Genomic DNA, 12,089 nt, shown 5'->3' on the forward strand with positions numbered 1-12,089 from the left:
GCCGAGCCGGGGCCACACAAGCCAGGCCAAGGCCCTGCCCATGCAGCACAGCCCGTTTCAGGACAAGGCCGCCACAACGTCCGGCGGCGCCTGCACCAACTCGATCAACACGCCCTCCCCGCCAATCGGGAACTCGGCGCTGCTCTTGGGGTGGATGAAGCAGATGTCGTAGCCCGCTGCGCCAGGGCGGATGCCTCCCGGCGCAAATCGCACACCATTGGCGCTCATCCATTCAACGGCCTTGGGCAGGTCATCCACCCACAGGCCCACATGATTCAGCGGCGTGCTGTGCACGGCGGGCTTTTTCTCGGGGTCCAGAGGCTGCATCAGGTCAACCTCCACCTTGTGCGGGCCGCTACCAATGGTGCAGATGTCTTCGTCCACGTTCTCGCGTTCGGAGACGAAGTTGCCGGTGACAGTGAGGCCCAGCACATCCACCCACAGCTTGCGCAAAGCGGTCTTGTCAGGGCCGCCAATGGCAATCTGCTGAATGCCGAGAATCTTGTAAGGCTTGCTCGTGCTCATCACTCGAACCTCAGAATCGGCTGATCCACCGACAGGCTTTCGCCCGGCTTGGCCAGTACTTCAGCGACCTTCACATCCTGCGTTGCCAGCAAAATGTTTTCCATCTTCATGGCTTCGATGATGGCCAGGCGCTCACCCGCCTGCACCACCTGGCCCGGCTGCACCGTCACCTGGGCCAGCAGCCCCGGCATGGGCGAGAGCAAGAACTTGCTGGTGTCCGGCGGCGCCTTGTAAGGCATCAAGGCATGCAACTCGGCCGCGCGCGGCGACAGCACCGTGACCTTGATGGACAAGCCGTTGTGGCTGATGCGATAGGCCAAGGGGTTCTTGGTTGTGCCGCGCTCGGCCTGGGCGAAGAAGGGCTGGCCATTGACCAAGCCGCTGACGCGGATATCACTCAGGCGCGAGCGGCATTCGATCTTGTAGCTTTGCTCGCCGATGCGGATGGTGGCTTGGCCGGCCAGGCCCAGGTACTCCGACACATGCACCTCATGGCGCAAGACCTGACCCTGGCCTTGGTGAACGATGGCGACGTAGTCACTGTCCAACTGCATTTCATGGCCAGCCAATTGCCCGCTGATGCCGGCGGCGCGCTCATTGGCCTTGCGGCGAATGAAGGCCGCCAAGGCCACCAGGAACAAGGGGTCCTCATGCGGCACATCCTCGGCACGGAAGCCGTCCGCATAGTGCTGGGCGATGAAGCCGGTGTTGAAGTTGCCCGAGACGAAGTCCGGATGCGCCAGCAGCGCCGACTGGAAGGGGATGTTGCTGGAGATGCCGCGAATCACAAAGCCATTGAGTGCCTCGCGCATCTTGGCAATGGCGTCCAGGCGATCCTTGCCGTGCACGATCAGCTTGGCGATCATCGAGTCGTAGAACATCGGGATCTCGCCGCCTTCGTAGACGCCGGTATCCACCCGCACGCCATCCGGCAAGGGCCGGTCACGCGGCGGCGTGGTGGCGGCCTCCAGGCTGGTGGGCGGCGGCAGATAACTCACCAAACGGCCGGTGGAAGGCAGGAAATTGCGGAACGGGTCTTCGGCATTGATGCGGCATTCAATCGCCCAGCCATCACGGCGCAGGTCTTCTTGCTTGAAGGCCAGCGCTTCGCCGGCCGCCACGCGAATCATCTGCTCCACCAGGTCCAGGCCGGTGATGCATTCCGTCACTGGATGCTCCACCTGCAAGCGGGTGTTCATCTCCAGAAAGTAAAAGCTCTGGTCTTTACCGACCACAAACTCTACCGTGCCGGCGCTCTGGTACTTCACGGCTTTAGCCAAGGCCACGGCCTGCTCGCCCATGGCTTTGCGGGTGGCTTCGGAAATGAAGGGCGACGGCGCCTCTTCGATCACCTTCTGGTGGCGGCGCTGGATGGAGCATTCACGCTCCCAGAGGTAAAGCACATTGCCCTGCGAGTCGCCCAGCACCTGTATCTCGATATGGCGTGGCTCCTCGACGAACTTCTCCATGAAGACGCGGTCGTCGCCAAAGCTATTGCGCGCCTCGTTGCGGCAGCTGGTGAAGCCTTCGAAGCACTCCTTGTCGTTGAAGGCAACCCGCAAGCCCTTGCCGCCGCCACCGGCGCTGGCCTTGATCATCACCGGGTAGCCGATGCCTTGCGCGATCTTGACGGCATCTTCGGCCGCCAGAATCGGCTCGTTGTGGCCGGGAATGGTGTTGACCTGGGCCGCGCCGGCCAGCTTCTTGGAAGCAATCTTGTCGCCCATCGCCGCGATGGAATGCGCCTTGGGGCCGATGAAGACCAAGCCTTCTTCTTCCACACGGCGCGCGAACTCTTCGTTTTCGCTCAGGAAACCGTAGCCGGGGTGGATGGCTTCAGCACCGGTGCTCTTGGCCGCCGCAATGATCTTGTCGGCCACCAGATAGGACTCGCGCGAGGGTGCTGGGCCCAGCAGAACGGCCTCGTCGGCCAGCTCCACATGGCGGGCGTCACGATCCGCCTCGGAGTAAACCGCCACCGTCTTGATGCCCATTTTCTGGGCCGTCTTGATCACCCGGCAGGCGATCTCACCTCGGTTCGCGATCAGGATTTTCTTAAACATGCTGCTCTCCCGGGGTGAACTCGCCTGCGGCGCAAGCACCGCGATGGGTCATGAGGAACTTGGTCAACATTGTCAGTCTCCAAACTAAATTTTTTGATCGTTTACTTGGGCAGCAGCAAGCGGCCGGCCAGGCATTGCTCGGTCCAATCGGCCACGCGGCGGTCGATCCAGGCCCGGCTTTGCCCCACCACCGGGCCAGCGCCCTGGTAGGTGAAGGACAGCATCAAGGGCGCACGGCGGGCCTGCTCACCCTCGTCGTCCAAGCCGCCGGCCCGCTTCAAATCGGCGGCGGCTGCGGCGCGGCTTTGGCCATCGACGCGGTAGAGCAAGATCACCGGCAAGGTTGTTAAATCAAACTCGCAAGCCGCGATCCGCGCCTGCGCGCTCTCGCCGTAAATGCGCCGGGCGCAAGCGGCAAAGCCCTCCGCAGCGACGGCGCGGCTCTTGGCCTCGCTCCACTCGCCTTGTTCGGCCAAGGGTTTGGCCGCACTCAAAGCCTGCTCCAGGTCGCGCGCCAAGACGCCTTGCGCCTGCGCAGCCGAATCTAGGCTCTGGCGTGCAGCCGCCTCGCCCTTGGCCGCCGGCGCGATCAGCAAGGACTGCTCCAGCGGCAGCGCATGAATGGCCACGCAAGGCTTGGCTCGGCTGGGCGTGGCGCCCCCCAAAGGCATGAGGTTAGGCGCCTGCGCTTGCACCGCCTGCGCCAAGCCGGCCGAAGCCAAGCCCGCCGCCAGCAGCGCATTCAAAAAGACCTTGGCACGCATGGGGCGCCCCATCACAGCGGCATATTGCCGTGCTTGCGCCACGGGTTTTCCAGCTTCTTGTCCTTCAACATGGCCAGGCTGCGGCAGATGCGCTTGCGCGTCTCATGCGGCTGGATCACATCGTCGATGAAGCCGCGCGCGCCGGCCACAAAGGGGTTGGCAAAACGGGCCTTGTACTCGGCTTCTTTGGCGGCCAGCTTGGCGGGGTCACCCTTGTCTTCGCGGAAGATGATCTCCACCGCGCCCTTAGCGCCCATCACCGCGATTTCAGCGTTAGGCCAAGCAAAGTTGACGTCGCCACGCAGATGCTTGGAGCTCATCACATCGTAAGCGCCGCCGTAGGCCTTGCGGGTGATCACGGTGACCTTGGGCACCGTGCACTCGGCATAGGCATAAAGCAGCTTGGCGCCATGCTTGATGATGCCGCCGTACTCTTGGCTAGTGCCGGGCATGAAGCCGGGCACATCGACGAAGGTGATGACGGGAATATTGAAGGCATCGCAAAAGCGCACAAAGCGCGCGGCCTTGATGCTGCTCTTGATGTCCAGGCAGCCGGCCAGCACCAGGGGCTGGTTGGCGACGATGCCCACCGTTTGACCTTCCATGCGGGCGAAGCCGGTGAGGATGTTTTTGGCGTACTCGGGCTGCAGCTCGAAGAAGTCGCCGTCGTCCACGACCTTGAGCAAGAGCTCCTTCATGTCGTAGGGCTTGTTGGCGTTGTCGGGCACCAAGGTGTCCAGCGAATAGTCCAAGCGGCCAGCCGGGTCGCCACCGTTGAAGCCCTGACGGGTGGGGGCCTTTTCGCGGTTGTTCAGCGGCAGGTAGTTGAAGAAGCGACGCAACATCAGAATCGCCTCGACATCATTGTCGAAAGCCAGGTCGGCCACGCCGCTCTTGGATGTGTGCGTCGCCGCGCCGCCCAATTCCTCGGCGGTGACTTCTTCATGAGTGACGGTCTTCACCACCTCGGGGCCGGTGACGAACATATAGCTGGAGTCCTTCACCATGAAGATGAAGTCCGTCATCGCCGGGCTGTAGACCGCGCCACCGGCGCAGGGGCCCATGATCATGCTGATTTGCGGAATCACGCCCGAAGCCAGCACATTGCGCTGGAACACATCGGCATAGCCGCCCAAGGAGGCCACGCCTTCCTGAATGCGCGCACCGCCCGAGTCGTTCAAGCCGATCACCGGCGCGCCGACCTTCATGGCCTGGTCCATCACCTTGCAGATCTTCTCGGCATGCGATTCGCTCAGCGCGCCGCCGAAGACGGTGAAGTCCTGGCTGAAGCTAAAAGCCAGGCGCCCGTTGATCATGCCGTAGCCGGTCACCACGCCGTCGCCGGGGATCTTGTTGTCGGCCATACCGAAGTCCACGCAGCGGTGCTCGACGAACATATCCCATTCTTCGAAGGTACCTTCGTCGAACAGCAGTTCCAGCCGCTCGCGCGCCGTCAGCTTGCCCTTGGCATGTTGGGCCGCAATGCGCTTCTCGCCGCCGCCCAGGCGGGCCAGGGCGCGCTTTTCTTCTAGCCTTTGTTGGATGTCATGCATGCTTGTCTCCAGAGAAATGAGCGAGTAGTTGACGCGCCGCCGTACTGGGCGCGAGTTGGCCGGCCAGCACTTGTTCAATGCTAGGTGCCAGGGCCGCTTGCACGGCGGTGTGGGTAGAAAACTGTTGTTGCAAGCCGGCTTGGATGCGTTCCCACATCCAAGCCAGGGCCTGCTGGCGGCGCTTCTCGGCCAAAGCGCCATTGGCCTCTTGCAGGCTGCGGTAGCGACACACCGCCGCCCAAAACTCTTCCAGCCCTTGGGCTTTCAAAGCGCTGAGTTGCATCACCTGCGGATACCAGGCCGGAGCCTGCTCCGCATGATCGTGGCCGTGGCCATGCATGGCATGGACGCGCAGATTGCTGCTGATGTGGGCACGCGCCCGGGTGGCGGCGAGCGGGTCGAGATCGGCCTTGTTGATCACCACCAAGTCGGCCAACTCCATCACGCCTTTTTTGATGGCCTGCAAGTCATCGCCCGCATTGGGCAATTGCAAGAGCACATACATATCCGTCATGCCGGCCACGGCGGTTTCGCTCTGGCCCACACCCACGGTTTCAACGATGACGACGTCATAGCCCGCCGCCTCACAAACCAGCATGGCTTCGCGCGTTTTCTCGGCCACGCCGCCCAGGGTGCCGCTGCTGGGGCTGGGGCGGATATAAGCTTGGGCATGCATGGAAAGCCGCTCCATGCGGGTCTTGTCACCCAAGATGGAGCCGCCGGACACGGTGCTTGAGGGATCCACAGCCAACACCGCCACGCGCAGGCCGCGCTCGATCAAGAAGAGGCCAAGCGCTTCAATGAAAGTGCTCTTACCCACACCTGGCACGCCGGAGATGCCCAGGCGAAAGGCGCGGCCGGTCAGCGGCAGGATCTCGGTCAGCAAGGCATCGGCCTGCAAGCGATGGTCCGCGCGGGTCGACTCCAGCAAGGTGATGGCCTTGGCCATGGCCCGGCGCTGCACCGGCCCAGAGCCTGATTGCAAGTCCGCCGCCAGCTTCATGTGCGCAACTCCATGGCCGGGCTCCAGCGGTACTCCACATCGAACTCCTGCTCGGCCACTTGCTGAAAGCCGTGGGCCTGGTAGAAGTCATTCGACCGGCTCAGCTTGAGTGCGCCGAGGCTGATCTCACAAGCGCTCAGGCGCGCTTGACGCTTGATATGTTCCATCACCCAGCTACCGGCCCCGTGGCCTTGAGCTGCTGGACTGAGGTAGAGATGCTCCAAACGCAAGACCTGACCCTCAGGGCGTGGCTTGACGGTGAAGAAGCCCAGCCTCTGCCCGGACCCGGCACTGACGATGTGATGCATGAAAGCGGGCTCGAAGCCGGCCTGAAAGCGCGCCCGCGCCCGCGCTGGGTCAAAACGACCCAGCCGTTCCAGGCTTTCCTGCAAGGCGGCGATGCGCAGGGCCAGCAGCGACTCAAAGTCGGCCTCGACCACGGGCTCCAGCCGCCATTTCAGCGATGCTGGCGCAGGGCTCAAGCGGCCACCGCCTGGCGGATTTGCTCCAGCACGTCTTTGGCACTCGCCGGGATGGGCGTGCCCGGGCCGTAAATGCCCTTGACGCCGGACTGGTACAGGAACTCGTAATCCTGCGCCGGGATGACGCCGCCGACAAACACGATGATGTCGTCCGCGCCTTGCTCTTTCAGCGCCGCGATGATGGCGGGCACCAAGGTCTTGTGCCCTGCCGCCAAGGTGGACACGCCAACGGCGTGCACATCGTTCTCGATCGCTTGGCGGGCGCATTCTTCGGGCGTCTGGAACAGCGGGCCGATGTCCACATCGAAGCCCAGGTCGGCATAGGCACTGGCCACCACCTTGGCGCCGCGGTCATGGCCGTCCTGTCCCAGCTTGGCGATCATCACGCGGGGGCGGCGGCCTTGGCCTTCAGCAAAAGCCTTGATCTCGTCTTGCAGCTTGGCCCAACCTTCGGCCGAGTCGTAAGCGGCGGCATAGACACCGCTGACCTTCTGAGTGTCGGCGCGGTGGCGGCCGAACTCGGCTTCCAGCGCATCGCTGATCTCACCCACAGTGGCGCGCAAACGGGTGGCCTTAATGGCCAAGTCCAGCAGATTGCCCTGCCCGGTACGGGCCGACTCCGTCAGCGCCGCCAAGGCGGCCTGCACCGCCGCCGCATCCCGGGTGGCGCGAATCTGCTTCAGGCGGGTGATCTGGCCATCGCGCACGCGCACATTGTCCACATCAAGAATCTCGATCGGGTCTTCCTTGGCCAGCTTGTATTTGTTGACGCCAACAATCACGTCTTTGCCGGAGTCGATGCGGGCCTGCTTCTCCGCCGCGCTGGCCTCGATCTTGAGCTTGGCCCAGCCTCTGTCCACCGCCTTGACCATGCCGCCCATGGCCTCGACCTCTTCGATGATGGACCAGGCCTTGTCGGCCATGTCCTGCGTCAGCTTCTCCATCATGTAGCTGCCGGCCCAGGGGTCGATGACGCTGGTGATGTGCGTCTCTTCCTGGATGATCAGCTGGGTGTTGCGGGCGATGCGCGAGGAAAACTCGGTGGGCAGCGCGATCGCTTCGTCCAGCGAGTTGGTGTGCAGCGACTGCGTGCCGCCAAACACCGCTGCCATCGCTTCGATGGTGGTGCGCACGACGTTGTTGTAGGGATCTTGCTCGGTCAGCGACCAGCCCGAGGTCTGGCTATGGGTGCGCAGCATCAGGCTCTTGGGCTTCTTGGCATCAAAGCCCTTCATGATCCGGCACCACAGCAGGCGTGCGGCCCGCATCTTGGCGATTTCCAGATAGAAGTTCATGCCCACGGCCCAGAAGAAGCTCAGGCGGCCGGCAAAGTCGTCCACATCCATGCCCTTGGCAATGGCGGTCTTGACGTACTCCTTGCCATCGGCCAGGGTGAAGGCCAGCTCCAAAGCTTGATTGGCGCCCGCCTCTTGCATGTGATAGCCCGAGATCGAGATCGAGTTGAATTTCGGCATGTGCTGGGCCGTGTACTCGATGATGTCGCCGATGATCTTCATCGACGGCTCGGGCGGGTAGATGTAAGTGTTGCGAACCATGAACTCCTTGAGGATGTCGTTCTGGATCGTGCCGCTCAGCTGATCTTGTGCAACGCCCTGCTCCTCGGCCGCCACCACATAGCCGGCCAACACCGGCAGCACCGCACCATTCATGGTCATGGACACCGAGACCTTGTCGAGCGGAATGCCGTCGAACAAGATCTTCATGTCCTCGGCCGAATCAATCGCCACACCGGCCTTGCCGACGTCACCGGTGACGCGCGGGTGATCGCTGTCATAACCGCGGTGGGTCGCCAGGTCGAAGGCCACCGACACGCCCTGCCCGCCCGCCGCCAAGGCCTTGCGGTAGAAGGCATTACTTTCCTCGGCAGTAGAGAAACCGGCGTACTGGCGAATGGTCCAGGGGCGCACCGCATACATGGTGGCTTGCGGGCCGCGCAAAAAGGGCTCGAAGCCGGGCAAGGTATTGGCGTGGGGCAGTTCCGCCGTGTCTTCTGCCGTGTACAGGGGCTTGACCACCAAGCCTTCCGGCGTATGCCAGTTCAAAGCATCCACATTGCCGCCGGGGGCCGACTTGGCAGCGGCCTTATGCCACTGCGCCAGATCGGCTGCAGCAAATTCGCCAGCCGCCGAAGGCGAGTTGACTGACGCCGTTGACGCGGGCGCGGGTGCTGCTGCAGCTGAGGCGGGAACTGATGAACGTGAATCTGACATGGGATGCTCCGGTCGTTCAACTACGCTGTCGAACTTTGATTCATAATTATAAATTCAAAAATGACTGAACTCTGACAAATCCAATGGCCACACCCCAAGCTCTGGCACCGCGAGCCCTCTACCAAGAGGTGGCCGAACGCCTGCGCGCGCAAATCTTCAGCCGCGAACTCGAGCCCGGCCATTGGATTGATGAGCTCAAGATTTGCCGCGACCTCGGCATCAGCCGGACGCCACTGCGCGAAGCCCTGAAAGTCTTGGCGGCCGAAGGACTCGTCACGATGAAGGTGCGGCGTGGCGCCTATGTGACCGAAATGTCGGAGCGCGATGTGCGCGAGGCCTACCAACTGCTGGCCCTGCTGGAAAGCGATGCCACCGCACGCGTCTGCCAACTGGCAAACGCGGAGCAACTGCGAGAGCTACAGGCCCTGCACCAGACCCTTGTGGACCAAGCAGAGCATCACGAGGCCTTTTTCGCGACCAATGAGCGCTTTCACCTGCGCATCCTGGAAATTGAAGGCAATCGCTGGCGCCAGCAAATCGTCACTGACCTGCGCCGGGTGATGAAGCTCAATCGCCATCACTCCTTGTTCAAGCAAGGACGCATCCAAGATTCGCTGCAGGAGCATGACATGCTGATCGCCGCGCTGGTCGAACGCCGCAGCGAGGACGCGGCGCGACTCATGCGCATGCATTTCGACAACGGCCTCGCCGCGGCCACCCACGGCACGCCCGCATCAGGCGCAGCAGACTAACGTCAGGCTGCGACGGCGCGCACCACATACTGAAGCGGCAGCGCATCCCGCACCGCCCCTTCCGGGTCCCGCCCCATGGCCACGGCCATTTGCCGGATGGCCGCCAGCACAGGCTCCCGCCCCGGCTCGTTGAAAATGCGCGGCACGCCGGCCTCCACCCTCAAGCCGGCCGACTGAAACAGCTCGAACAAGGTGATGCGGGTGAACCAGCGCAAATGGGTTCGGTCCAGCAGGCCATCGGCCTCATAACGGAAATCCCCCACGGCCAAACGCCCTTGCAGGCTCCAATGCTGCACATTGGGAATGCTGGCCACCACGCAAGCGCCCGGCGGCATGACCTTGCGTATCTGGCTCAGCACGCGCCAGGGGTCGCGCAAATGCTCCAGCACATCGCCAAAAATCCAGCAGTCGCGGTCGGCGAAGTCACGGAACAAGGCCTCGTCGGCCGCTTCGATGTCCAAATTCAAGACCTCGTTGCAATGCCCACGCGCCACTTGGGCCGCCTTGGGATCAAGCTCCAAGCCCATGATGTGCACATCCGGCCTTTGTAACTTCAGGGCATGCGCCAGCGCACCGGTGCTGCACCCCACCTCCAGAATGCGCCTCGCGCCGGGCGGAATCATGGGCAGCAAATCGGGGTTGTAGCCGGTTGGCGCCGTGCCTTGAGCTTGTGCCAGCTTTTGCTGGGCCCGCGCCTGCGTCTCAGCCATCCACTCTTCCAAGTGGTAGCCCTGGGTAGCGGTGACCGTGCCACGCCCGATGTGATCCAAATAGAGCTTGCGGGTATCAGGGGTGACGTCGTTGAGCGTCCAGTCCAGATGCCGCAGCAGATGCGAGCGCCCCGCATCATGCAGGGCCAACATCGGCGCCACCATGGGCGCGCCATGCTTGATGGGCAGCGGCCATTGCTTCATCACCTCGATATTGCACAGCATGCAAGGCGGGTGGAGATAAGGCACGGCCCCGTAGGCATAGGGAATATCAAAACCCTCGCGATTGACGTAGGCCACGCCACCCACGCCATAGTCCTCGGGCTGCAGATGGGACAGCAAATCCTCAATAAAGCCCGGCTTCAGGACCACGATATCGCTATCCAGAAACAAAGCACGAGGCCCCAGATCCAACTGACTGATGGCCCAGGCCATGCCCGGGCCATGGTGGATATTGAATTCCTGCGCATGCAGAGTCACGCCCTCAAACTCGGCCAGCATGGTGCGGATGTCGGCCAATGGACCGGGCTCCGACCCGTCCACCACGTGGACAGGATTGGGATAGAAGCTCCGAAAGGAGCTCAATAGATTGCGCAGCAAGTCCACGCTGTTGTAGGACACCACCACCACCGGCAGGGTTTGGGCTTCAGAGGCAACAAGACTCATGGCTGGCTTTCTGGCGAATCGTTCTCGGGCACTTGGTTCGGAATCAAAACTTGTGGCTGCGCAGGAATTGCTCCCACAGGAGCAGGAACTCCGCCTCAGCCTCGGCTTCGCCCGCAGCCAGGCGCCCCAGCACGGGAATGAAGGGCGCCACATCGGGCTCAGCGGCGTAACGATCCAGCAAGGCCTGATGCAGGCCAGCGTAACCCTTGCGCGCACTGTCAGGGCTTAGACGCTCCAGACGCACCGCACCCAGGCTCAAGGCTGCGTAGGCCAGATGAGCGGCCTTCATATGCTTGCCCAGCAACTGCGCCGAGTGCCCCTCGCCGCCCGCCCGGAACGCACCCAATCGGTCCTGGATATAGGCCACCGGCCCGATCAGGCTGGCCGCCAAAAATGCACCCAAATCCCACAGGCCTTCATAGGAGACGCCAGCAAACTGGGGGCTGAACAGCAAATCGGCGGCCTCCTTGCGCATCACGCAGTTGGAGAACTCGCCCAGCCAGTTGGTGCAATCAGGCAAGGTGCTGGAAAACAGCAAGGATGCTTCGAGCAAGACGATACGGTCGTTAGACAGCCAGACATTCTTCGGAATGGGCATGCCCTCCACCGGCTGGCCGCGCTCATTGGTGCACCAGCGGGCGCTGATGCTACTGGGGCTGCGGCAGCTGGCATGCGCCATCAGGTGGCGCATATAAAAGTCGGGGTAGAGGATGTCGTCATCCAACAAGAGGTGGACCAATTCGGTCGAACCATCCCACAAGCGCAGCAGGTGTTTGAAGTTTTCGTAGGCACCAGCGCGCGGGCCGGTGTGCACCTCGATTTGCAGCTTGTGCCGCGCCAACTCCATCTGCGGCGACTGCAATAAGGCACCGAAAACGCCATCCGGGCTGTCGTCCGACACGATGACTTTTTGCGGCTTGAGCGTCTGCGTCATCAGCCCCGTCAACAACTCAACGATGTACTTGGTCTTGTAAGCAGGAATCAGGGTGGTGACTTGCATGGCGAGTGTGCCCAACAGGCTTGACGCCGATGTTGAGCATTACAGCGAGAACACAGGCACAGCCATCCTGCCAAAAGCTGCACGTTTGGGCAGCTTTTCCATCCAATGCCTGCTTGCCAGACACCTAGCATGCCGACAGAGATTTGCTGAGATGCCTGACTGCGTCGTTTTGACGTTATCCAGCCAGAAAAAGCATTCGGCAAAAAACACCTAATCAGCACATGTCTGAGCGAAAGCCCTGCATGTGAAGCCATGGCTGCTAAAGATTGGCAGCCTTGTGCCGAAGTTTGCAGATATCGCCCCAGAGCCCAAGCCCAAATTGAGCCCAAACCCTGGAACC

10 protein-coding genes are annotated in these 12,089 nt (G+C 62.3%); 1 reads left to right on the forward strand and 9 read right to left on the reverse strand.

Annotated elements, in window-relative coordinates; genetic code table 11:
- Positions 1-57 precede the first annotated feature (57 nt).
- From AABB87_RS06740 to scpA, 7 genes are all read right to left on the reverse strand, one after another.
- A complete protein-coding gene (locus tag AABB87_RS06740) occupies positions 58-525 on the reverse strand; it encodes a VOC family protein (RefSeq protein WP_341970534.1) in 468 nt (155 codons plus the stop codon).
- A complete protein-coding gene (locus AABB87_RS06745; protein WP_341970535.1) occupies positions 525-2,588 on the reverse strand; it encodes an acetyl/propionyl/methylcrotonyl-CoA carboxylase subunit alpha in 2,064 nt (687 codons plus the stop codon). The genes AABB87_RS06740 and AABB87_RS06745 overlap by 1 nt, the downstream gene beginning before the upstream one ends.
- A gap of 101 nt (positions 2,589-2,689) precedes the next feature.
- Positions 2,690-3,394 carry a hypothetical protein gene (locus tag AABB87_RS06750; RefSeq protein WP_341970536.1) on the reverse strand — a complete coding sequence of 235 codons (705 nt, stop codon included), beginning with the start codon at positions 3,392-3,394 and terminating at the stop codon, positions 2,690-2,692.
- Positions 3,364-4,905, reverse strand: coding sequence for an acyl-CoA carboxylase subunit beta (locus AABB87_RS06755; RefSeq protein WP_058719827.1), 1,542 nt, complete (start codon positions 4,903-4,905; stop codon positions 3,364-3,366). The genes AABB87_RS06750 and AABB87_RS06755 overlap by 31 nt, the downstream gene beginning before the upstream one ends.
- Complete coding sequence (meaB, locus tag AABB87_RS06760; RefSeq protein ID WP_341970537.1) at positions 4,898-5,908, reverse strand: methylmalonyl Co-A mutase-associated GTPase MeaB; 1,011 nt, start codon at positions 5,906-5,908, stop codon at positions 4,898-4,900. The genes AABB87_RS06755 and meaB overlap by 8 nt, the downstream gene beginning before the upstream one ends.
- Positions 5,905-6,390 carry a GNAT family N-acetyltransferase gene (locus AABB87_RS06765; RefSeq protein WP_341970538.1) on the reverse strand — a complete coding sequence of 162 codons (486 nt, stop codon included), beginning with the start codon at positions 6,388-6,390 and terminating at the stop codon, positions 5,905-5,907. Before AABB87_RS06765 ends, meaB begins: the two co-directional genes overlap by 4 nt.
- A complete protein-coding gene (gene scpA / locus AABB87_RS06770; RefSeq protein ID WP_341970539.1) occupies positions 6,387-8,621 on the reverse strand; it encodes a methylmalonyl-CoA mutase in 2,235 nt (744 codons plus the stop codon). The genes AABB87_RS06765 and scpA overlap by 4 nt, the downstream gene beginning before the upstream one ends.
- A gap of 83 nt (positions 8,622-8,704) precedes the next feature.
- Between scpA and AABB87_RS06775 the strand changes: the two genes are divergently transcribed.
- On the forward strand, positions 8,705-9,373 hold the full coding sequence (locus AABB87_RS06775; RefSeq protein WP_341970540.1) for a GntR family transcriptional regulator: 669 nt from the start codon (positions 8,705-8,707) through the stop codon (positions 9,371-9,373).
- A 2-nt stretch (positions 9,374-9,375) separates the two neighbouring features.
- Here the strand turns inward: AABB87_RS06775 and AABB87_RS06780 are convergent, their stop codons facing one another.
- Together AABB87_RS06780 and AABB87_RS06785 are read right to left on the reverse strand one after the other, a co-directional pair.
- Positions 9,376-10,749, reverse strand: coding sequence for a methyltransferase domain-containing protein (locus AABB87_RS06780; protein WP_341970541.1), 1,374 nt, complete (start codon positions 10,747-10,749; stop codon positions 9,376-9,378).
- 43 nt (positions 10,750-10,792) lie between these two features.
- Entirely contained in the window at positions 10,793-11,749 is a 957-nt protein-coding gene (locus AABB87_RS06785) for a glycosyltransferase family A protein (RefSeq protein WP_341970542.1), read from the reverse strand.
- Positions 11,750-12,089 lie beyond the last annotated feature (340 nt).

The organism is Roseateles sp. PN1 (assembly GCF_038419725.1).
In the GTDB taxonomy this organism is placed as follows: Bacteria; Pseudomonadota; Gammaproteobacteria; order Burkholderiales; family Burkholderiaceae_C; genus Paucibacter_A.